Origin of the sequence: Gardnerella vaginalis (assembly GCF_001563665.1) — a bacterium.
Lineage (GTDB): Bacteria > Actinomycetota > Actinomycetes > Actinomycetales > Bifidobacteriaceae > Bifidobacterium > Bifidobacterium vaginale_A.
Genome location: NZ_KQ961868.1, coordinates 48,866 through 72,904, shown reverse-complemented (window position 1 = coordinate 72,904; position 24,039 = coordinate 48,866). Strand labels below are relative to the sequence as shown.

Here is a 24,039-nt window from a genome sequence, read left to right as displayed (position 1 = left end):
TGTTCGTTAAGTAATTTCCACACCTCACTAGTACGTAATCTATACTTTACTTACTTAGTAAATAAATCTATAAGATTGTTTACAAAATAAGCATAAATTCATATTGTATTAGAGAAATCGTGATGTTATAGTTAAACTGAAATTGTTAATTATATTTACTAATATAATAGTATTCCGTTTATGTTGGCAAGGTTGCTTGCAGATACGGTATAACAATATCAATTAAAAAATAATAATTACATAAATATAACTTCAAAAAATATTCTATTGATAGATGTGAGTAAAGGCGTTCATTATCGATCAATAGAGTCACGTAAATAATTGTTTTTCTATTGAAGAAGGACTATAGAATATGAGTGTTATAAATCTAAAGCGAGCGTTAGCTGCTGTATGTTGTACATGTGTTGTAGGCACTTTTTTCACCAATATTGCAGTTGGTCAAGAAACTGAGTTGGGGGGGGGGTGTTGTAGGTCGTAGCTTTTATGTTTCTAGTGAAGAAGGAAATGATAATAATACAGGAACTACTGCTGATAAACCTCTTAAAACATTAAATAAAATAAATGAAATTATGAAGGATTTTAAGCCTGGAGATAAGATTCTTCTAAAAAGAGGTTCTAAATTTAATAATCAATCTTTACATATTAAGGATATATCTGGTGCTGAAAATAAGCCTATAACTTTTATGGATTATGGAGATCCATCTAAGCCTGCTCCGCTTATTGCTGCAAACGGTGTAAAAGATAGTCAGTGGCATCAGGATTATAAAGCACTAATTGGTGGAAGTCCTCATAAGCATAAGGGTGATGTTTCGTCAACTATTCTCATTAAGGATTCTTCTTATATTACTGTGAAGAATTTAGAAATCACGAATGACGATGAGAATGTTTATGATCCAGTTAAAACATGGAAATGGACTGAGCAGGCTGATTCTGACGGTACAAAATTAGATAGAAGACAAAATCGTATGGATAGGACTGGCATTGCTGGTATTGCTGAAAACGGTACTACTATGAGTAATGTCAGTATTGAGAATTGCTATATTCATGACGTTGATGGCAATATTTACAACAAGCATATGGCAAATGGCGGTATATATTTTATGGCTCATTTGCCAAAATATCGTCAGAGTGCAGCCGATGATGCATATTTACAAAATCATGTATCTCGTTTTGATCATATTTCAATAAAAAATAATAGAGTTGAAGACGTAGATAGATGGGGTATCGCAGTAGGTTACACTTCGTATTTGAATTATATTGATAACTCACGCAATTGGAATAACGATTTTGATTACTCTAATGGCGCTGGTGGAGCTATTAAGGATTCTGTAATTGCTAAATATGGTCAAACTAATGTTGTAATCGAAAATAATTTTGTATATGGCGCTGGTGGTGATGCTATTACAGTAATGTATTGCGATCGTCCACTCGTTAAAGGAAATGTATCTTCTAAGGTTGCTAAGCATATTAACACTCAAGATTATTTAACTTCTTCCGGAAGAACTGCTGCTGCTATTTGGCCTTGGAGATGCAAGAATGCATTGTTTGAGTATAACGAAGCTTATGAAACATTGAACGCTGATCACGGTAATGGCGATGGTCAGCCTTGGGATGCTGATTTTGGTGATGGCACTCTTTACCAATATAACTATTCGCAAAATAATACTTTTGCTACTTTAATGGTTTGTAATTATTTTGCTATTAACACTACATTCAGATACAACATTGCTGTAGGAGATAATGGCGCAATTGATTTACCAACAACTTATAGCACTGCGCATATTTACAACAATACGTTTATATTGCGTAAAGGTGTGAAAGTTTTGACGGACCGAACTAATGGCCCAGGTCTTATGGAAAATAATATTTTTGCTAGCGTTGATGAAAATAACGGTTCTCTTAGCAATGCTACAACAAAAAATGCTCAATGGAATAGGAATAATCGACAAGTATATAAGAATAATTTGTATATAAATTATGAATCAACTCCTAGAAGCGATACAAAAGCTTTGAAGGCAGATGATATTCTCAAAGTATTCAAATCTAACGTAATTGGCATAAAAGATTTTAATAAGAATGGCAAAATTTATTCTCGTCAAGGCGATAATAATGCTTTTGCTAATTATCTACTTGCTAAGGGATCTCCAGCAATAAATTCCGGTACAGTAATTCATGATCTTAATGGTTTTAATTTTGAGCATGATTTCTTTGGATCTAAGATCGTATCTAACCCAGATATTGGTTGTGCTGAAAGTGACGTTAAGGCTATTTCTATTAAAAATATTGACTTTGAAACAGGTAATGAAAATGGTAATAAGACCATTTATGTGCCTATAGGTAAAAAGCTTACTACAAATGTATGCGATCTTTTATCTATGATAAAAGTTGGAAGCGAAACTAAAATGCAAGTTTTGCGTAGTGGTTCTGTACTAAAACCTTCTGCAAATGTGTTAGAAGGCGATATTGTACGATTTTCTCTTGAGGGAGATAATTCTTCTGATTCTGCTTTCATTGATTATGTAATTAAGCCTAAGATGACTTGGGATTGGGTTCGTGAATATCAAGATAATCATCAAGGACCTATTTGGCATGGTCAGAAACAGGATGGTGACAGTGGAACTTGGGAGGATTTGAAATCTAAGGATCCGCAGTATCCTAACTGGCTTTTTGACAGTTATTATGGACCTGGAATAGATTATCCAAATCGTAACTATCCTGAAAATAGAAAAGATATACATGGCTTGCTAAGTGATTCACCTGGTAGTGCTGGTGGTGTTGCAATTGCATGGCTTGCTCCAAAGAGCGGAAAGATTCGCTTTACTATTAAAGAGAATGAGCCGTATTTGCGTCAGAAAGGCAATAATGGCAAAGCAATAACATTGTCTTTAATGATAAACAATGAAGTTTTGTATAGTGCTAAACTCTCAGAGTCTTTGAAAGTTTCGCAAGAGTTTGCTAACGCTGTTAAAAGTCATGGTTTATTGGATGTAAAGCGCGGTGATTGGATTCGTGTTGTTGCAACAGCTGAATCTGATATGTCTCGTCCGTCTTTGCATGTAAGTCCTGTTTTTGAGTATGTGGATGAAGCTAGTGATGTTCATGATTCTGAGTGTGTAGCTAAACATGAATCTGATCCAGTAAATCCTTCTACTCCGGTTGAGCCTGTTAAGCCTGTTGCTCCAGCACCTACATCCGTGAATGCTCTTGCTCCTTCTAGTGTTGATGGTCTTAATCCTGAATTGAAAGGTAAGCTTACTATTGGTGCGAAGAATGTAGCGTACGCTAATGCTGTCAATAGAGTTATTGCGAATATTTCTAATGAGGAGTTTATTTCTCATTTGAAGGCTGATGGTTTTGTGTATGCTTATGCATATATTTATTCATCTCCTCGTTTGCTTAAGGACGCTAGTGGAGCTGATCGTGTGAAGGTTTATATGCTTAATGGCAAACCTCAATTTGATGCATTGTTCCCTGCTGGTTATTCTGGTAAGCATACGGTTGCTCTTATTGATGAGAATGGTAATCAGCTTGGTTGGACGAATATTACCGTTGAAAGTAAGGTTTCGTCTAATAAGTTACCTAATACTGTTGTAAGTAAGTTACCTAATACTGGCGTAAGTGCGCTCTTAACTGTTTTTGTTGCTAGCATTTTAGCTTATGCTGGTGCGCTCTTGCGAAATTCTCAAAAGTAGGCTGTTGCTTATTTTAGAAGTATTGTAATTTATTTGGTCTTTGCATGCTATTGTATGCAAAGACCTTTTTTTTTTACATAAAAATCTAAAATCGCGAGCAAATCTTAGGTCAGCACTTACGAGTATTGTCTAAGACGTTCGGTGTTCAAAGGTTTCGCAATTTTCATAATTTTATGTGAGATTTTGCGATGCCTTCGCTATGCCGGCGAGTCGCAGTAACCTCTGCGTGAATGCCCAAATGTAATTGCGTGCGCGATTGCTCAAGAGCCTTCGCCGCGCTTTTTATGGTCTTTTGCGCTTGTAAACCAAGGAACCGAGAGTTTATGGAAAAGTTCTTCCATCTCAAAGAAAACGGCACGAATGTACCAACGGAGATCACTGCAGGTCTCACTACATTCTTCGCAATGTCGTACATAATCATCGTAAATCCAAATGTATTAAAAGAAACTGGTATGCCATGGGGTGGCGTGTTCTTAGCAACAATTATTGCAGCTATTATTGGCACGCTTGTTATGGGTCTGTTTGCTAACGTGCCTTACGCTCAAGCTGCTGGTATGGGTCTTAATGCGTTCTTTACGTTCACTGTCGTAAAAGGCTTAGGCTTTAGTTGGCAGCATGCCATGTGTATGGTGTTCTTATGCGGTTTAATTAACATTCTTATTACCGTTACTAAAATTCGTAAAATGATTATTCGTGCCATCCCGACTTCGTTACAACACGCAATCGGCGGTGGCATCGGTTTATTCGTGGCTTATGTTGGCATGGTGAACGTTGATTTGATTAAGTTCACTCCAAAAGACAAAGAAGCTGTAGCAATTGCATCTAAATTTGGTGCAACTCCTGCAATTCCAGGTCTTGCTGTTCTAAAGAACCCAGTTCTATGGTTGTTCCTTATTGGCTTGATTTTGGCAATTATTCTTACTGTTTTGAATGTTCGCGGATCTTTGCTTATTTCCATTGTTGTTACAGCTATCATTGGTATTCCAATGGGTTTGACTACTATGAACAACTCTGTGTCAATCATGGGCGCTTTCCATGATTTGCCTAAGACTTTCTGTGCAATATTTACAAACGAAGGATTCCCAACTCTGTTCTCACGTCCTGATCGTATTCCGCTGGTTTTAATAACAATCTTTGCTTTCTCAATGTCTGATACTTTCGACACTTTGGGTACTTTCATTGGTACTGGTCGTCGTACTGGAATCTTCTCTGAAGCGGACGAGCGTGCTTTGGAAAACGGCTCCGGATTTAGCTCCAAGATGGATCGCGCTTTGTTTGCTGATTCCATTGCAACTTCTGTTGGTGCAATCTTCGGTACTTCTAACACCACTACTTATGTAGAGTCTGCTGCAGGTATTGGTGCAGGTGGTCGTACAGGTTTGACTTCAGTAGTTGTGTCAATCTGTTTTGCACTTTCAATAGTTCTTGCTCCAGTTGTTTCCGCTGTACCTGCTGCTGCAACTGCTGGTGTGCTTGTGGTTGTTGGATGCATGATGGCAAGTTCTTTGAAGGAAATTGCTTGGGATGATATTTCCGAGGCAATTCCTGCATTCTTCGCAGCTGTATTCATGGCATTTTCTTACAACATTTCTTACGGTATCGCAGCCGGATTCATTATGTACTGCTTAGTGATGACTTGCAAGAAGCGCGCTAAGGAAATTCATCCAATGCTTTGGATTGTTTCTTTGTTGTTCTTGCTTGATTTTATTGCTAACGCTGTGCTGTAAATAAGTAGCTGTGCTGTAAATGTAAGTAAATGTGAATTGAATTTCAAGAATTTAACTTCAAGAATTTAGTTCGCAAGCATAAGAAAAATTAGAGGGCGTGTGATTACATGCCCTCTTTCTGTTTCTATTTCTGTTTTTATTTTTGTTTTTCTAAATTTATTCTTAGATTTACTGCAAATTCGCTTGATATTGTCTTCTATTTTCTTGATACTTGCTTAATACTTTCTTCTATTTTCTTGACATTGTCTTAGATGCATATTAAACTATCCCAACGTAAACCACAGACCGTTGGTGGAATCGCGAGATTCCTGAAATTGATGTGTCATGCCAGCACAGGTTGAGCAATGATTTGCAAATTGTTTATTGTAAATCGAAAGTTTAAACGCTTTAGTGTTTTGTTTGTTGCTCTGCCAGTGCGCAGAGCTTTTTTGTTGCTCTGTTTAGATTAAGCTTGATGTGTTTCTTTCAAATCGACGGCCGATTTAGGAAGGAACGCCATGAAGAGGCCCGAAAAGGAAGCGGTAGTTGCAGAGCTTACTGGATTATTCCGTAATGCAGACGCTGTCTACCTCACCGAGTACCGCGGGCTTACAGTTCCGCAGATTTCTGATTTGCGTGAAAAGCTAGGCCGCGATACTTCCTACTCTGTGGCTAAGAACACGCTTGCTCGTATTGCTGCTAAGGAAGCGGGCATTGAAGGTCTTGACGAGCTTCTCGCCGGTCCAACTGCAATCACTTTCGTAAAAGGTGATTTCATTGAGGCTGCTAAGACTTTGCGTGATTTTGCCAAAGAGAATAAGACCCTCGTTATCAAGGGCGGTTTCGCAGATGGAACCGTTTACGATGCCGAAGGTGCAAAGCAGCTTGCAGACTTGAAGTCTCGCCCACAGTTGCTTTCCGAAATGGCCGGCGCGCTCAAGGGCACTATGTCCAAGGCCGCTTACCTGTTCAACGCTTTGCCAACAAAGGCTGTGCGTACTATCGACGCTTTGCGCGAAAAGCAGGAAAAGGCCGCATGATACCCTTGCAGCTTGCTGCATGAGTCAAATAATAATAAAAAATTTGATGGCTTAAGGCACAACGTGTGCCTATCGGCCAAGTAAGAAAGGAAGCCATTATGGCTAAGCTCACTAATGAAGAGCTTCTTGAAGCTTTTGGTGAAATGACCCTCGTTGAGCTCTCCGAGTTCGTCAAGGCTTTTGAAGAGAAGTTTGATGTTGAAGCTGCTGCACCTGTAGCCGCTGTTGCCGCTGCTCCAGCTGCTGCTGGCGCTGCTGAGGAAGAGAAGGACGAGTTTGATGTCGTTCTCGCTTCCGTTGGCGATAAGAAGATTGCAGTCATCAAGGCTGTTCGTGCTTTGACCAACCTTGGTTTGGCTGAAGCTAAGGCTCTCGTTGACGGTGCTCCAAAGGCTGTTCTCGAGAAGGCTAAGAAGGAAGATGCTGATAAGGCTAAGGCTGCTCTCGAAGAGGCTGGCGCTACTGTAGAACTTAAGTAGTTCATAGCAAATTTTGGCTAAATTTGCGTAATGCAATAATAGCTAATGCTTTTAGGCGAAAGTGACTTTATTGTTGCTTTCGCCTTTTAGTTTATATTAGTTTTTTTAATTTAATCTGTTTTACAAGTTTTAGAAAATAACTCAAATAGCACCGTTTTTGGCATATATACACTAGTTTTTGATTGAAATATTTTTTGTATTTTGTATTTTCGGCATATAAGCAGATTGTTATTTGTTCTTATTCATTTTTATTAGTTCTTATTCATATTTTTATTCGTTAAATTTTCTAACATAACATAAATTAGTAATCGAACGAAAAATAAAAAATATTTTGTGAATGTGTTGTGAGCTTATTTGAAATATCGTAGTTTTTTAATTCGTTGAAGATTAGATTAGAAAAGTTGTTTGTAATCTTTGCTTGTAGGAGGCTATGCGTTGAGTAGCGCGTGTGAAACAATTTGTCATGCGTCAAATGCGTATGATGCTTTTAGTAAGTCTTGTGTAACTCCTCGTTTTGGCGTTGGAAAAACATGCGCAAAAGTAATACTTTTTGGTGAACATTCAGTTGTGTATGGCTATCCTGCTGTTGCATTGCCTTTGCGAAATCTTTGTATGCGAGCCACTGTTTCTAATGAATGCACTTTTAATTTTGAGTTAGATAAATCTTTTGAGTTAAAATCGAAGACTACTTCCTTAAATTCACATAATTCCGCTAGTCTCCTTAATTCCCATAGCGTGGTCAGTGCTGGTAGTGTTGGAACTAGTGCTCAAGATAGTGTTCACGATAATATTTACAACAATATTGACGATAATATTGTTTTTTCTGCTTTAGGATTTACTGGATTATTGCGAAATATCCCTCCTAGATTTTCCTCTATTCGAACTGCTATTCATTGCGCGTTAGATTTTGCAGGCTGGGATGGGGAACGCTTGTATGTATTGACAGAATCAGATTTTCCACCTGAAAGAGGATTAGGATCTTCTGCTGCATCTGCTGGCGCAATTATTCGCGCTATTTTGGATTATTATGGTATTGACGCTAATCAGTCGCAATTATTTTCTTTAACTCAGCAAGCTGAGCGTGTAGCTCACGGGCGACCTTCTGGATTGGATGCTGTTGCAACTTCATCTCTTTTGCCTGTGAAATATTGCAATGGATCATTTGATTATATGAATATAAATATGCGAGCTTGGATTGTACTCGCTGATTCTGGGTTAAAAGGCATGACTAGAGTAACTGTGGAAGATTTACGAAAAAAGCGTGATGAAAATCCTACTTTCGTAAATTCTCTTTTGCAAGAATTAGGCGATATTGCTTTAAGTGCCGAAGATGATTTGTTACATGGAAGTAGCGAAAATGTGGGAATAAAAATGATTCGTGCTCATAGAATTTTAGATAAGCTTGGAATTAGTACTCCTTTGCTAAATGATTTAGTTGATGCTGCTTATTCTAACGGAGCGCTAGGCGCAAAATTAACTGGTGGTGGAGGAGGAGGTTGCGTTATAGCGATTGCTGATTCTGAAGATTGCGCATACAAAGTTAGCGATGCTTTCAAATCTGCTGGAGCTAAAAAAACTTGGATTGTTGATATTAGCGGAAAATAATAATTTAATAAGATATTGATACGTTATTTGACTAAGTTATTGATATGTTAGCGTGTTAAGTTGTGTGTGAGCGTGTGAATGCGTTAAGTTGTGCATGAGTGCATAACAACATGAGTGTGTTAAGTCGTGAAAGTGAGAGTATATGCAAAGCGTGATTGTTAATCCGTCAGTATTTTACGATGATTCAATGAATGCTAATTGCGCTCGCGCTTGTGCAAATGTAAATATTGCTCTCATTAAATATTGGGGTAAGCGTAATGAAGAGTTGATTTTGCCTTATGCTTCTTCGCTATCTTTAACACTTGCAGATTGGGGAACTGAAACACAAGTTAGTTTTGATGAGAATTTATCCGAAGATAACATTTCTTTAGACGGTATAACACTTGTTGGTGGCAAGTCGAATAAAGTACGTAATCGCATAATTTCTATGTTAGATCTTATACGTGCTCGTGCTGGAATATCCCTAAAAGCTAATGTTGTATCTCATAACAGCGTTCCAACTGCAGCAGGATTAGCATCTAGTGCATCCGGATTTGCTGCATTAGCTGCAGCTGGAGCATATGCCGCGGGATTAAATTTAAGTCCTCGTGAATTATCTAAACTCGCTCGAAGAGGTTCTGGATCTGCATGTAGATCTATTTTTGGAGGACTTTCAATTTGGAATGCTGGAGAAGATGATGAATCTTCATATGCAGAGCCTATCCAAATGCCTGAAAATCTTCAATTAGCAATGATCGCAATAGTTTTAGATTCTGCGCCTAAACCAATTTCTAGTCGAGAAGCAATGAGCAGAACTGTAAAAACATCGCCAACCTATATGCCCTGGATTAAGCAATCGGAAAAAGATTTTCAGAACGCAATTTGTGCTATAAAAAATAGTGATATTGAAACTTTAGGAAACATAGTAGAGAAAAATTTCATGGGCATGCATGAAACAATGCATAATGCTGTACCTCCTGTTAATTACATCACTGAAGATAGTTATAAAGTATTGGAAATTATAAAAAATTTGCGTTCAAAAGGATTGCCTGTTTGGGCAACTATGGATGCTGGTCCTAATGTGAAAGTTCTTACTGTTAAAAGTGAAGCAGAGAAAGTTGCAAATGATTTGCGCTCGCATATTTCTAAAGTTTTAGATAATTCAAATTTGTCTTCTAATAAACCGATTCGTATTATGGTCGCTTTGCCTGGAGATGGAGTACGTATTTTTGTTAGAAAATGAGTGTGTAGTGAGTGTGTAGTGAGTGTGTAGGATTTTATGCTAGTAATATCATGTAGATAGTAGAAATACTCATTTTAGGCGCTTTAGACATATATAAACGATATGGGGATATCATGAGCAAAGTGCAAGACATGGCTTCGGGAAAGCTTTATATTGCAGGTGAATATGCAGTTGTAGATGGAGCTGCTGCAATTGTAGTAGCTGTAAATCGCTATGTGAGCGCAACAATCGATGATGATGATTTGCGCATAACAGATATACACGGTAAGAATTATTCCAGTAAGTTTTTAAGTGAATCTAATTCAGAATTAAAAGATTTTAATAAATTAGATTCTCCAACAGTATACGGTTCTATATCATCTGTTTCTGAAAGTGTTGATTCTGCTGGTGATTCTGCTTGTGATTCTGCTGATGAAAGCGTTGATTCTTCTTGTGTATCTTTGGATTCTCAGCGCTTGCAGCAAAAAGTCAACAAAAATTCAAAATACAAAACTTTATATTGGAAGCGCTCTTTTAATGGTAAAGATATTCTTGTTGAAGAAGAAAAATATGCGCAATTTTACTCTTATGTGCTTTGCGCAATGAATGTTGTAGATAAATTTGCATTTGAACAATATAAAAAGCCCTTGAATAAGTGTTATAACGTGCGTATTTCTAGTGATTTAGATGATTCGCGTTCAGGCAGAAAATATGGATTGGGTTCTTCAGCAGCAGTTACAGTTGCTGTAGTTCGTGCATTGTGTAAGTGGTATGACTTAGATATTTCTACTCCGGATATTTGTAAGCTGGCATTGATTGCATCTGCTCTAGTAGAAGGTTCTGGAAGTGGCGGAGATGTGGCTGCTAGTGTTTACGGCGGTTGGATTATGTATAGAGCGTATTATCGCGATTGGCTTAAAGCTGAAATAGAGATGGTAAATTCTGGGGATCTTGATTTTCATAAGCTTGTGCGAAAAAAGTGGCCACGTTTAGAAGTAAAACGTTTGAATGTAAACCCATCTTTAAAATTACTTGTTGGTTGGACTGGTATTCCTTCTTCGAGTTCTTCGTTAGTTAGCAGTGTTAAATCAAATCGACTATCGCAAAAATTGTTTACTTATGAAGATTTTTGTTTGTTAAGTGAAGCTTGTGTACAAAGGCTTGTGAAAGTGCTTGAAAGCGACGATTTAATAAGTCTTTCGCATGGTTTGGAATGTAATCGTCAACTTTTGAGAGATTTGAGCGATTTAACTCAAACTCCTATTGAAACTCCAATGCTAACTAGTTTGATTGAAACAGCAAAGTTTGTTGGTGCTGCTGCTAAAACTAGTGGTGCTGGCGGTGGCGATTGTGGAATCGCTTTAGCTAGTTCATACAATAAAGACGGTATTTCTTATATTAAAGATACTTGGAAATCAGATGGAATTAAGCCGCTAAATCTTAATGTAGCTAAAATTAACGGTACTGGAAAATCTTCAGAAAACATAGTTTTGCATTATGAATTTAGCGAAAAATTATCTCAATATAATACAGGTAATAAGAAGAAAATTTCGTATATTCATGAAGAAATAGATTTTGACGATATTCATTTACCTCATGAAGGTGATCCTATTACTGCTGGAGCTTTTGCAAAACGTAATGCGAGTAAAATGGATTCGTGTAATTCTAATAATTTAGAATCGTCTAATTTGTGTAATAAAAAATCCTCTTTGTCTAATTCTTTGTCTAATTCTTCGCCTAATAAAAAATCCTCTCGTATTACTATAAAAAATGTCATTTCTAATTTAGAATCTCAAATAACTTCAAATCGCAAAAATATGCATTTGGCTATTGCAGACGAGCAATATAAAGCTAATTCTGAAGCTGGATTTGATGATATAAGTTTTATGCCGACTTCTTTGCCAAACATTTCGCTAGAAAACGTGGATTCTAGTGTGAGTTTTTGGGGATATTCCTCGCCAATTCCGTTGTATATTAACGCAATTACAGGCGGAAGCAAAGAAGCTAAAGCTGTGAATGCTCAATTAGCTAGAGTTTCTTGCAAAACGAATATTCCTATGTCTTCTGGCTCTTTGAGTGCAGCTCTTAAAGACCCTTCTCTTATAGATACTTTTAGTGTTATTCGTGATGAAAATCCTAAAGGTTTTGTGTTTGCAAATGTTGGTGCTGGAACTAGTGCGTCTGACGCTATGCGTGCTATTGAAATGATTAACGCTAACGCTTTACAAGTTCATCTTAATGTTGCTCAAGAGTTAGTTATGCCTGAGGGCGATCGTGATTTTAGTGATTGGATGCTAAATATTAAAAATATTTCGATTGCTTGCAATAAAGCGAATATACCTATGATTGTTAAAGAAACTGGTTGCGGAATAACTTCTTTAGATGTTCGTAGATTATATGATCTCGGTGTGCGTTTTGTGGATATTGGTGGACGTGGAGGCACGAATTTTATAACTATAGAAAATTCTCGTAGGGATTCTAACGATTATGGATATTTGAGTTCTTGGGGTCTTACGACTGTTGAATCTTTGCTAGATGTTATGAGATATGAGAATTGCAATAATGGAAGTATAAAAGTGTTTGCAAGTGGAGGAGTGCGTACTCCTCTTGATGTGATTCGTGCTTTAGCGTTAGGTGCTCAAGCAGTTGGAGTTGCTGGAGAATTTTTGCACATTCTTATGCATAGTGGTGAAGAAGTACTAGAGCAGCGAATTTTTGAATGGATAGAGCAAATTCGTAATATTATGGCATTGCTTGGAGCACAAAAAGTGTCGGATATTCGTTCTAAATCTAGGCTTATTTTAAAGGGTGATTCTTTAGAATTTAATAAGAGTTTGAATAGTTGTCTTGACAAGTGATATACTTGTGTAGTTGTGCGTTCATACACGCTTATCTGTTTATGCGTATTTGTGTGATTGAACGACGCAAGACTTGCAAGTCTAGAATTAGGGAGTTCATCATGTCAGCTCGTTGCGCAGTATGTGGCAAGGGACCGCAAACCGGTTTCTCTGTGTCGCATTCACATATCCGCAATAAGCGCACCTTCCGCCCGAATCTTCAGCCAGTTCGCACTACTATTGATGGCGAGAATGTTCGTCTTCGCGTGTGCGTGAAATGCATTAAGGCTGGAAAGGTTCAGCGCGTTGAGGCGTGAGTCGCTTAAAGAATGTAAGATGCCCTGAGCAAAAGTTCAGGGCTCTTTTTGTATATAAATATAAATTTCTGTCTTATAGTACAAAATCTGTCTTATAGAACAGAATTTGCCTTATAGCACAAAATTTTTATATAGAATCTCGCAATATACACAAAGCATGACACAATAGAAGGTAGTGTGTTTTGTGAAGGGAGCATTAGCGTGGCCAGTCAACAAACAGTACAACGCTGGATGATTACAGTAGGTGGCGTAGAGCAAGCTCGAATTGGAGCAGGTCAATCAGTTGAGATTGGTCGTAAACCTATTAGACCTTTAAGAGATGATGGCTTTAAGCGTATAGATATTGTAGATAATAAGCGTTCTATGTCTAAGCGTCACGCGTTGCTGATTGTTAGCAAGAATGGTGTTGCAACTATCCGCGATCTTCATTCAACTAATGGCACTTACTTAGTTGGGGATAATGGCAATTTAATGCGTTTAGAGCCGGATATTGATTTTCAACTTCCGAACAGCATAATGCGTATGCAATTTGGTGATGTTCCTATTGATTTTGTGCATGTTGAAGAAGATGCTAGTGAAGATGATTCTGTAAGAGATCTTTTCTCTTATGCTACTGACGATAACCGCCAAGAACCGGATGTTTCTGATTTATCGGTTGATCAAATTTTAGATTTGCGTGCAGGTGAGCCTACTGGTGTTTTCCATGCTCAGTCTGTTTCACAGCCAGAGCTTACTTGGAATCATGAAGGTTCAGTTTTAAGCTCTGAAAATATAAATGTTCCAGATGCTAATGCTGTTGAAGTAGAAATTCCAGTTCTTCGTAAAGAAGAAGAAGTTGAGCCTCGTAATCTTTTTGATGACGCTCAAGAAAGTTCTGTTGTTGAGCAATCTGTTGTTGAGCAATCTGATGTTGAGCAATCTGATGTTGAGCAATCTGATGCGTCTTCTGATAGTTCTGTTAGCGAATCTGAAAATAGTGTTTCCGATAAAGATTCAGCTGATAGTGAAGAAAATAGTAAAGAGAACTTGCAAGATGATTCGCTGTCTGATTCGCTGTCTGATGATTTATCATCCGATTTGCAAGGTGATTCGCTAAACAATTCTCAAGAAAATTCTCAAGAAAATACGCAGCTTTATAATCAAATTTCAGAAGAAAACAATGCGCAAAATGTTCAAAATCAGGATATTTTTGAGTCTGTAGAATCAGAAGATTCGCATACAGATTCTGTAACGTCTGATAATGCAAAATTTGAGAATAATGAGCTTTCTACTAGTGAATCTGAATCAAATTACGATTCTTTTGCTAATTCTAATGTTGGATCGTCTTATGATTCAGCTTCTTCTCAATCTTCTCAATTCGTAAATAATGATTTTTACGATGAATATACGCCTGCATTCGAGCCTGGGTCTGTTTTTGAGAAAGTTTCACAAGGTGAATTTGATTCTAATCATGAAGTTATAGAAGCTGGCGGATTTACATCGGATGAAGCGAAGCAAACTTCAGATTTTTCTGAGCAATTTGAAATGGCAAAATATTCTGAATTGTTGCCGTATTTAGCTATGAACACGAATCTTTATGATGATTTGTATGCTTGGCTTGCAGCTCAATCAAACGCTGATGTCGATGAAGCTTTAGCTAGAAATAGCGGATACGATTCATACCGCAAAGCAATGGGAAGTGAATGATATGAATAGTGGTGAATCTTTTGAAACAGGTGCAACTCGTCATAATGTTGCTTTGATAAATGATCTTAAAAAATGGCGTGACGATTATCAATCGCAGCTAGTTCCTTCTCCGCTAGAGGATATTACTAAATTGCAAGCTAAGCTTGAGCTTACTCATGCACATCCTTCTGGAATTGCTCAACTTTTTGCTAGTGGAAAAGTCACGTTGAAAGCACTATTTAGAGATTCTGGAATATTAAGAGCTGCCGGTCGCAATTTGAATCGTGTATGTGAAGATCGAGATAATAAAGCGCATGAAAGCGGAGTTTCAGAGTTATCTCTTGTTGTTGGAGTAGCTTCTTTCAATGGCAATCATGTTCCTGTGTTGACTTATCCTGTTCGTGTAGTTCGAGATAGTTCTCAAGATGAAACAGTAGCGTCTATCTACTTTTCTGGTAATGTTCGTTTAAATCATGCTTTGGTTCAGCGTCTAAATGAGCGTGGAGTGGAACTTCGTGAAGAGGTTCTTTTTGATGGTTCTAATTATGAAAGTGGAACTCCAGAAACATCCGCTGTATTTGCTGCTGTCAGTGAGCAAGCTCGTAGCGTTTTTCCTGATTTTGATATTGAGCGAGATATTGTTCTTGGATGTTTCACAGACGCTGGTACAAGATTTGTAACAGAAGGCGATCATATTATAGAAGCATTAAAAACAGGTGTTGTTGGTAACACTATGATTGATGCGATTTTTTCAGATAAGGACGCTATAAACAAACTTAAGGCTTTTAACGCTCCGCAATACACACCTTTTGACGCAGATCCTCATAGTGAGTTTGAAGTAGGTGATGTAGATAATACAGTCCGTTATGCTGCTACTTTGGCTGCATCTGGAACTTCTGTTTTTATGAATATTGATGCAGGATGTGATTCTGCTACTTTAGCTGCATCTGTGGCATCTCGTTCTGTATTAGCTGGGCATTCAGTTCTATATGTTGCAAATGTTAGTGAACAACAACGTAGATTCCGTCACGCTTTAAGCGCTCATGAAATCTCGTCTTTGGCTGTAGATGTGTCTGATCCTCATATCGCTAAACATGTGGATTCTCAGCTTATTTCTGCTGTAGGAGTGCGTCATAGTGTTGCATCATCGCGATTTGAACAAGTTGCAGATGAGCTTGTTGGTGTTCGCGCTCGTTTAACTCGTTATCTTGGAGATTTGCATAAAGATAATGAGCATTGGGGTATTTCTGCTTATCAAACTATACAAAATCTTGCTGCAATAGCTATGTTGCCTTCTAGGCCTTCAACTCATGTGAGATTTGATGTTAATTGCGCTCGCTTGCTATCTGGGCATCTTGAATCTTGGGCGCATAAGCTTCACGATGCAGACAAACTCGGTGAATTTACTATTACTCCGGAAGATACTCCATGGTTTGGTGCATCTGTTTTTGACGAAAGTGAAGCTGTTAATGTTTATCAAAGAGTTGTTGATGTATTAACTAAATTACTTCCTGCAACTCGTGAACAAGTTAAAACAACTGTTCAAAATTGTGGTTTCCCTGTTCCCAATACTGCTAGACAATGGGCGCGTCAAATAACAGTTTTGAAGAATTTACGGCGTGTTCTAGATGTTTTCCAGCCTGAGATTTTTGAGCGCGATTTGGAATCTATGATTGAAGCAAGTAAGCCTAAGTCTTTGCGCAAATCTGAAGGAACAGATATGGGATTCTGGGAGCGCAGAAGACGTGTTAAAGAGGCGCGTAATTTGCTACGCGTTGGTGCAAAAGTTGATGATTTGCATGAGGCTTTGAAGATTGTTGCTCAACAGGCTTCCCAGTGGAGATTGTTTGTTCCTCATGGCGGATGGCCTGTTTTGCCTCCTAAGTTAGACGATATTGTTGATACGCAAGAAATGCTAACTCGTAATCTTGTTGCATTGGATTCTGTTCTTGCTACTACTCGTCAAGGTGCGGATTTAGAAAATACTGATTTTGCTAAGCTTGATGAGCGTTTGCGTTCTTTGCACGATAATCGCACATCTCTTGATACTTTGCCTGGTAGATGCGTTTTAGAGCGTGATTTTAGAAGAGCTGGATTAAGTGATTTAGTAGAAGATTTGCGTCGTCGTCATATTACAGGTCAAGCTCTTGATGGCGAATTGCAACTTGCTTGGTGGACTACTGTTTTTGAAGATATTGTTCGTTCTTCTGAAATTATTTCTCATCAAGATGGATCTGCTATGCAAGATGCGGCAGATAGATTTGTGCAAGTTGATACTGAGCACGTGCGTTCTATTGGGCCTATGGTTCAACAAGAAGCTATGAAGCATTTGTGTGATTTGCTTTTTGCTCACACTCAAGAAGCTAATCAACTTCATACTATGCTTGCAGGTAATCGTGTTGGTGTGACTTTCGCTAATTTGGTAAGAGATTATGCTGATTTGGTTCTTTGTGCTAAGCCGATTATGATTGGCATGCCTTCGACTTTAGCTATGAGACTGCCGTTTAAGCCTATTGCAGATACTGTAATAATTGATTCTGCAGAGCATATTTCGAATCTTGAATTATTGTCTGTGCTTGTTAGAGCGCGAAATGTTGTTATTATCGCTCATAAATCTACTATAAGCTCTCAATGCCTTAAGAAATTGGTTGATTTATTGCCGCAGGTTAGAATAAAATCTCACGCTTTGCGCAGATCCTTACTCTTGGCGAAGTTCCTGGAGTCTAACGGTTATGGTGAGGTTCATCAAGATATTCCTGTAGAACGATTGCAAGGTAGAGTGCGTTTGCATCAAGTTGAAGCAACTGGTGTTCCTGTTATGTCTTCTGGGTTGATTGAATGCTCCCAGAAAGAAATTGATGAAGTTGTGTCGTTGATTAAGCAAAGAGCTCAAACTTTTACTGTTGTTCCTTCTAGTTATGTTCTTGCAGTTGTGATGCTCACTAACGCATTCCGTATACGTCTTGGTGCTGATTTGAAAGCATTAGCATTTAAGGATGAGAATATGGCGCGATTCTTGCGTCACGTTCGATTAGTTAGCGTCAATGAGGCTGTTGGAGCTTACGCTACTGATGTTATTCTTTCGTTCTGCTATGCAAAGACTTCGCACGGTCGCCTTTTGCAACAATTCGGTTTGTTGGAAGCTGAAGGCGGTAAAAACATGCTGTTGGATTCTTTGGCTTTATCTCGCAGGAATCTAGATATTGTTTGTGCTTTTACGTCTAAAGACATGGATGATGAGCGTTTGCATCAAGATGGTCCTAAGCTGCTTAAGAATTTGCTTATTTGGGCAGAGAATTTGAGTGATAATTCTGTGAATTCTGATTCTTCTAGTACTAGTGGTGCTGGTGATTCTGTAGTAGCTAATGAAGTTAGTGCTGATTCTTCTGCATCTGCTGATTCTTCTGTAGCGTCTGATTCTTCTGATTCTGAACCTTCTGTTTCAGACTCTGACTCTGATTCTGTTTCAGACTCTGAAAAATCTAATAGCTCAAAATCTACGCGATCCGTATTGGAAGATGAGCTTTCAAAATCTGGTGATTTGAATTCTCATGAATCTTCTGTTGAAATGCTAGCTCGCAATGAAAATGTGCTTTTTGCTGATTTAGCTGAGCGAGTTCGTTCTAGGGGATTGCGTGTTTGCGCTAATTATGGATTAAATACAGGTATTAAGATTCCTCTTGTTGTGGGATTGCCAGATAAGCCTTATGAAATTGCTATTTTGACTGATGATTCTCAATTCATGAGCATTCAATCTACTAGAGAGCGTCATCGCATGCTTATTCAAGATCTCGAAACTCTTGGATGGGTTGTTATGAATGTGTGGAGTGTTGCAGCATTTGTTAATCCTGAAAAAGAAGTAGATCGCATTGTATCTCGTATTGGCGAGTTGCATGGAGATGAGCGTTAATGGCGTATGATCCTAATCGGCGTGCCCCGCGTAAACATAATCGCGTGGTTCGCCGAGGTTCTGAATTGTTTGAGATGGATGGCGTAAAGTTGGATCCTTCTGATTTTCAGAATTCAATTCAGAAATCAGAAGACGATGATCAACGTATTTTGACTCAATTACCTCCTCATTGGGCAATATTTAACGAGCATATTGATTAGTGTTTGACTTGTAATATTCTTGCGTCTGGTAACACTTTTTTAATATTTTGTTGTTAAACGTTAGTTTAGGCTTAAAGAAACTCGTTGTTTTTATTGTTTTATGGCTATTATTGCACCTGTTGGCGTGTCGGATTGCGCGTTCAGAAGTTCTAGCGCGTCATTTGCTCTCATTGCAAGCGTTGCAATATGTCTGCTATCTGGTGTTTTAATAACAAGTACATCTCTTAAAACTGTAAAATTTGCTCTCTTTTCACTTGTTGTTTGACTGTTATTATTCTCGATTTCTTTGTGATTATCTTTATTTGTATTATTTATATCATTTGGCGATTTAGCGAATGCAATAGAAATATTTTCTCCAGGTTTTAGTGCTTGATTTGCGCTAGATAAAGTTACGTCAATCGTTGTGTATCCTTTAGGGATATTTGGCGACTTGCTAATTTCGTTAGTGAGTATTGGCATGCCAGATTTTATGTTACATAAAGCTGTTAGATTCAAATCTGATGAGTATGATCTAAGTACTTGCTGAAAAACTTCGTGTTTTGGAACAGTAATACTTTGAACATGAGATGAGGTTATTTTTTCTCCTATTGCAATAGATTTTCTTGCAATAATAATATTCTGTGTTTCTTGCATTGCACTTATTGCGGATATGCAAAACATCATTAATATAAACGAACTTATTACAATGAGTATTTTACGTAAAAATCTTTTATTACGCCTTTTTATAAGTGCGCTCTCATAACGCTCATGCGCTTCTTTTGGCGAAATCATTCTAGATATGAAATCAGTAAGTAAGTGGATCATAATTTGTATCATGAACTATTGCAATCACTAATTCAAGAAAAATAATCTTATGTGGTTAGAAGTGCGCGCATGTGGTTAGAAGTGTGTTCATGTGATTAGAAGTGCGCGCAATGCTTCTGGAAACGCATGTGGTAGAAGTGTGCGCATGTGCTGTAAAAAACGCATGTGGTGCAAAAAACGCATGTGATTAAAAAGCGCGCGTGTGCTGCTGGAACGTATGATTGTAGCGCAAAAACACGCAACACATCCGCCTGTTTGAATATGCGCATGTTATAAAAGCACTTGCATGTTATAAAAGCATGCGCAGTTGTAAAAGTCTTATTAGCAATATGCGCTTAACTTGTGCGCTTTATTACTTATCGGTTCTATAAAATCCACTACCTTTAAAATTGATTGGTGGAGCGGAAAATACTTTGCGCACTTCTGCTTCGCCGCATTTTGGGCAAATCGTAATAGGATCGTCTGAGAACGATTGTTGTTCTGTAAAATCGTATCCGCATTGCTTGCAACGATAATGATAAGTAGGCAAATGAACCCTCCGAAGTTTATTTTTTGATTCAATCAAAAAGCTTTGTGTTAAATAACATTTCGCTTTACATACAGAATCAATATGCAGTTATAAAAGCTGTACTTCCTCAACATATCCTAGTACAGACCTAGACAGTGATTGTAAATAAACTATATAATCTTTTGTTGTTTTTTGTTCTTGTTGTGTTTGTGAGGTGTGGGAATTACTTACCTCACAGGAGCTTCAACTTTTTACGCATGTTTAAATGTTGTTGCTTGTAGTAGTAAAAGTTAGATTTTAGCTTACTTTAGTTTTACAAATAGTTTGGATTAGGTGTAACTTCTTCAAATACCGTTTCGCTTTTTATTGTTCGTTAAGTAATTTCCACACCTCACTAGTACATGATGAATGAGAAATTACATTGTCAGCGATTACATAAATATTTAATTTGTTAATAAAATCGCGACACGCCAAATCTGAAGATTTTTCGGCACATCCCAATGACTCTTTATATTTGTACTTATGGGTTATGAATCGATTAGTACTTTACTTTTAGTTATTATCGTCATAGCTCTATTGTTTGGATGGCTTCCAAAGCTGACGCTTAAGAGCATGAAAACTATGCTTGAGCATCGTGAAGATAGGTATTCGTCATCTTTGCATCTAGTAGATGAGTGGACTAATTCACATATGTGTGATGATGCCAATAAATTTGCGGAAGGGGCTAGTATGCAACCTGCTAAGCAGAATATAAAGATGATTACACAAGAGCATATTCGTAAAGTAAGGCAATTGCGTAGGGATTCAATACGACGACGTAGAATTCTCGTGTCTTTGTTGTTTGTGCTCACGTTAGTAGTTCTTTTTACTGGTTTTAGTGGTTTATATTCGCCTTTATTTGCGCTTATTCCTTTCGCGCTATTTTCTACAGTGATATATTTCGGCATTAAAGCTTCAAAAGCTGCTAGAGAATGGGAATCTAGAGTTAAGCGTGGAGAGATTTCTGTCTATAAAAAATATCGTGGTATTGGCGAATCTGCTGCGTCTTCTGTTTCTGCTTCTGACTCTGCTTCTGCTTCTGACTCTGATTCGTATGAGGAATTTGCGCATGATAATGAAAATGAACTTGCGCATTCTGATTGTGTAGATAGTAATTATGAGCTTGAACGTGAAAATAGCGGAAATAGCAGAGAAAATACTAGCGAAAATATACAAAACAACGTTGAAAATAGTAACGATAATATCAGTGAAAATAGCAGTGAAAATTCTTGCAATGTGGATGATTCGGTTGCTACTTCTGTTATGGAAAAGCGCGAAATCCGTATTGCTTTACATCGTTCTATGCAAGAAAAAAAGCGTGCTCTTGAGAGTCGCGGAATAGTTGCAGAAAATTATGTTGATCTTGAAAATGGAGTTTCTACTCCTGCTGTTTCTGGTGTTTCTGCTGATTCTGCTTCTGCTGAGGATGTTCAAGATTCGGTAGATTCTTCTGTTTCTAAAAATAATGAGCAGTCTTCATCTGATTCAAATAATTCTCGCGATTTAATTCACTCGGATCTTACTGATGAAATCAATACTGTAAGAGCTTCACGCGGATTAGATGTGTTTGATTTAGCTACAGCATCGCTTTGCGTAGATTCTTCTAGTGAGCCATTAAAATCGCATGATTTAATTTCGTTCTCTCTTGGCTCAAGCTCTAAAAAAGATGATTCCAATAACACGAATAATTCAGAATCATATGCTCCAGAAAGTTTGGAAATTAAGTCAACTAAGCAAGTCGCTAAAGCTGTTCCAGTGGAATCAAAAGTTGCAAATCTTTTAAATACTTCTGAGCCTAATCGCGATTCTATTGCTTCTAAAAACAATTCGTGTGATGAAGTTGTTGTAGAAGCTCCTGAACGAACTGAGGATTCGCTTGGAAGCGCTGATTTGCTTGAAGTCTTGGCTCGTAGAAATCAGAATTGAAGTTAAATTTTGAAAATTTTAGCACTCAAGTTGGCAGAGTGCTAAAATTGCGCTATCATAACAGATAGTGCGTAAATGGATTATAGACGTGATCGTCAGCCTCGTCTTATGCGGTTTGCGCTAAATGTAGTATCTCTCTTAAGAAAGAGGTGACAACAGTGTCGATTAAACTCACGCCGTTGGAAGATAAGATTATTGTAAAGCAGGCTCAGGCGGAAACTCAGACTGCTTCTGGCTTGTATATTCCAGATAATGCTAAAGAAAAGCCTCAGCAGGGTGAAGTTCTTGCGGTTGGCCCAGGTCGCCGTGACGATAAAGGTGAGCGAATTCCTGTTGATGTAAAAGTGGGAGATAAGGTTCTTTACTCCAAGTATGGCGGAACTGAAGTTCATTATGAGGGTGAAGATTACTTAATCGTTTCTTCTCGTGACGTTCTCGCTATTCTTGGCTGAGATTTGCTGTTTATAGCAAGTTAAATAACGCTGGAAGTTTTGGACTGAGTGTTCAAGCTTTCAGCGTTTTGTTTTTTCGAGTATGCTTTTGTGATTTTTATCTAGTAATTTTTTAGGTTTATTTTCTAGTTTGTTTTGTGTGTATCTAGTAGTTTGTTTTTGGAAATAACCTTGTTTTGTGCGAAAAATTAGAGTTGCGAAAATTTTCGAGTATGCTACCGAGTAACATAACATATATGACTATGCAACCAAATTTTGCTGATTTAACAACCATTGGTGTTGGTGGAGAAATATTGCATTTTATACAGCCAACGAGCAGAGTAGCAGTTATTGAAGCTGTTGAAGATGCAGATGAAAAAGGTTTGCCGTTATGCGTTATAGGCGGCGGTTCTAATATGCTAGTCAGCGATAATCCTTTTAATGGTGTGGTTGTGCGCGATGCTCGTAGAACAATAAGCGTGCAAGATGAGGCATCTCCAGCAGAAGATGGTGTTGATGAATCCGGTTCGCATATTGTTCACGTAAATGCAGAAGCTGGTTGCAATTGGGATGACTTTGTATCTCACGTGATTTCTCTCGGCTTAGAAGGCGTTGAAGGATTATCTGGCATACCTGGAACAGTTGGAGCTTCTGTTGTGCAAAATATTGGCGCTTATGGTCAGGAAGTTTCGCAAAGTGTTAAATCTGTAGAAGTTTGGGATCGTAAAAATAAGATAACTAGTGAATTATCTTGTGAAGATATGCATTTTGGGTATCGCACTTCTCTTCTAAAACAAAGCATGTATGAGGATCATGTAAATAGCGCTAAAAAATCTGAGTTTTTCCCTACTCCTAGATACGTTGTGCTATCTGTGACTTTTTGCTTAAAGCATAGTGAAACAGGTGTTGTATCTCATAGTCAGTTGGCTCATGCTCTTAACGTGAGTCTTGGCGAGAGAATGAGTACTTCTGCGATTCGTAGGGAAGTTTTGCGAGTTCGAGCTTCTAAAGGAATGCTTGAAGATGCAACGCGGTATGAGAATGTTTGGATGCGTGGTTCTAAAAGCGTAGACGGAGTTCGTGAAGCTTTACGGTTACAGTCTGAGGATTATGTGACTGGAGTTTGGCATGATGGGGATGATTTGTATAGCGACAGGCATAGTTGCGGTAGTTTCTTTATGAATCCGATTTTAAGTGTTGATGATGCTTCGCGATTGCCGAAGGATGCTCCAAGATTTGATGCCACTTTGCCAGATGGTTCTTTGGGTGTGAAAACATCTGCAGCTTGGCTTATAGATCATGCTGGATTCCATAAAGGATTTAAGCTTAGTGATGTTGAGGGTGCTTCCTGTGAGGGGGCTGGTGATAGTGCTGGCGAGGGTGCCGGCGATGGCGAGAGAAAATCTTGTAATGCTGGATTATCTTCACTTCATACTCTTGCGTTGACTAATAGGCATAATGCTACTTGTGAAGATGTTGCATCTCTTGCTCGCGCAATTATTGATGGCGTGTATCGTTCGTTTAACGTGCGATTAGTTCCAGAGCCTGTTGTAATTGGCGTAAAAATAGATATGTGAGAGGTTCTGCGCTTTCGGCGTGTTGAGTATTTGTGTGTGAAAATCCTTGATTTTGCAAGGTTTTAACGTGCTTTAATGCGTTTCCTTAAAGTTTCCTGAGAA

16 protein-coding genes are annotated in these 24,039 nt (G+C 38.1%); 14 read left to right on the top strand and 2 right to left on the bottom strand.

All coding sequences use genetic code 11. The features are described from left to right. Positions 1–434 precede the first annotated feature (434 nt). The 11 genes from HMPREF3230_RS04465 to HMPREF3230_RS04415 all read left to right on the top strand — a co-directional run bounded on the left by HMPREF3230_RS04465 (position 435) and on the right by HMPREF3230_RS04415 (position 18,652). A complete protein-coding gene (locus tag HMPREF3230_RS04465; RefSeq protein ID WP_075523747.1) occupies positions 435–3,692 on the top strand; it encodes a right-handed parallel beta-helix repeat-containing protein in 3,258 nt (1,085 codons plus the stop codon). Positions 3,693–4,015: 323 nt separating this feature from the next. Beyond that, on the top strand, positions 4,016–5,419 hold the full coding sequence (locus HMPREF3230_RS04460; RefSeq protein ID WP_075523746.1) for an NCS2 family permease: 1,404 nt from the start codon (positions 4,016–4,018) through the stop codon (positions 5,417–5,419). Positions 5,420–5,916: 497 nt separating this feature from the next. Then, positions 5,917–6,438 (top strand): 50S ribosomal protein L10, encoded by a 522-nt coding sequence (gene rplJ, locus HMPREF3230_RS04455; protein WP_075523745.1) that lies wholly within the window; start codon positions 5,917–5,919, stop codon positions 6,436–6,438. A gap of 98 nt (positions 6,439–6,536) precedes the next feature. Continuing rightward, positions 6,537–6,917 carry a 50S ribosomal protein L7/L12 gene (gene rplL, locus HMPREF3230_RS04450; protein WP_075523744.1) on the top strand — a complete coding sequence of 127 codons (381 nt, stop codon included), beginning with the start codon at positions 6,537–6,539 and terminating at the stop codon, positions 6,915–6,917. Positions 6,918–7,373: 456 nt separating this feature from the next. Then, positions 7,374–8,522: a mevalonate kinase gene (mvk, locus tag HMPREF3230_RS04445; protein WP_230955920.1), complete on the top strand. Its 1,149-nt coding sequence runs from the start codon at positions 7,374–7,376 to the stop codon at positions 8,520–8,522. 142 nt (positions 8,523–8,664) lie between these two features. Beyond that, the gene (gene mvaD / locus HMPREF3230_RS04440) at positions 8,665–9,744 is read left to right on the top strand and encodes a diphosphomevalonate decarboxylase (RefSeq protein ID WP_075523742.1); all 1,080 of its coding nucleotides are present in this window, start codon (positions 8,665–8,667) and stop codon (positions 9,742–9,744) included. A gap of 113 nt (positions 9,745–9,857) precedes the next feature. Further along, positions 9,858–12,581: a type 2 isopentenyl-diphosphate Delta-isomerase gene (gene fni / locus HMPREF3230_RS06620; RefSeq protein ID WP_075523741.1), complete on the top strand. Its 2,724-nt coding sequence runs from the start codon at positions 9,858–9,860 to the stop codon at positions 12,579–12,581. A gap of 101 nt (positions 12,582–12,682) precedes the next feature. Then, positions 12,683–12,877, top strand: a complete 195-nt coding sequence (rpmB, locus tag HMPREF3230_RS04430; RefSeq protein WP_075523740.1) for a 50S ribosomal protein L28 — start codon at positions 12,683–12,685, stop codon at positions 12,875–12,877. A gap of 201 nt (positions 12,878–13,078) precedes the next feature. Further along, the gene (locus tag HMPREF3230_RS04425) at positions 13,079–14,563 is read left to right on the top strand and encodes an FHA domain-containing protein (RefSeq protein WP_075523739.1); all 1,485 of its coding nucleotides are present in this window, start codon (positions 13,079–13,081) and stop codon (positions 14,561–14,563) included. A 1-nt stretch (position 14,564) separates the two neighbouring features. After that, complete coding sequence (locus HMPREF3230_RS04420; RefSeq protein ID WP_196489647.1) at positions 14,565–18,452, top strand: helicase; 3,888 nt, start codon at positions 14,565–14,567, stop codon at positions 18,450–18,452. Continuing rightward, positions 18,452–18,652: a hypothetical protein gene (locus HMPREF3230_RS04415; protein ID WP_075523737.1), complete on the top strand. Its 201-nt coding sequence runs from the start codon at positions 18,452–18,454 to the stop codon at positions 18,650–18,652. The genes HMPREF3230_RS04420 and HMPREF3230_RS04415 overlap by 1 nt, the downstream gene beginning before the upstream one ends. A 90-nt stretch (positions 18,653–18,742) precedes the next feature. Here HMPREF3230_RS04415 and HMPREF3230_RS04410 read toward each other — a convergent pair whose 3' ends face one another. Further along, on the bottom strand, positions 18,743–19,285 hold the full coding sequence (locus HMPREF3230_RS04410) for an SAF domain-containing protein (RefSeq protein WP_155642909.1): 543 nt from the start codon (positions 19,283–19,285) through the stop codon (positions 18,743–18,745). 523 nt (positions 19,286–19,808) lie between these two features. Next, the gene (locus HMPREF3230_RS06245) at positions 19,809–19,985 is read right to left on the bottom strand and encodes an FmdB family zinc ribbon protein (RefSeq protein ID WP_082266286.1); all 177 of its coding nucleotides are present in this window, start codon (positions 19,983–19,985) and stop codon (positions 19,809–19,811) included. 501 nt (positions 19,986–20,486) lie between these two features. On the opposite strand from HMPREF3230_RS06245, the gene HMPREF3230_RS04405 reads away from it, so the two are divergent. From HMPREF3230_RS04405 to HMPREF3230_RS04395, 3 genes are all read left to right on the top strand, one after another. Continuing rightward, complete coding sequence (locus tag HMPREF3230_RS04405; RefSeq protein WP_155642908.1) at positions 20,487–21,929, top strand: hypothetical protein; 1,443 nt, start codon at positions 20,487–20,489, stop codon at positions 21,927–21,929. A gap of 158 nt (positions 21,930–22,087) precedes the next feature. Continuing rightward, on the top strand, positions 22,088–22,381 hold the full coding sequence (gene groES, locus HMPREF3230_RS04400) for a co-chaperone GroES (protein ID WP_075523734.1): 294 nt from the start codon (positions 22,088–22,090) through the stop codon (positions 22,379–22,381). A 236-nt stretch (positions 22,382–22,617) separates the two neighbouring features. Next, entirely contained in the window at positions 22,618–23,937 is a 1,320-nt protein-coding gene (locus HMPREF3230_RS04395) for an FAD-binding protein (RefSeq protein WP_075523733.1), read from the top strand. Positions 23,938–24,039 lie beyond the last annotated feature (102 nt).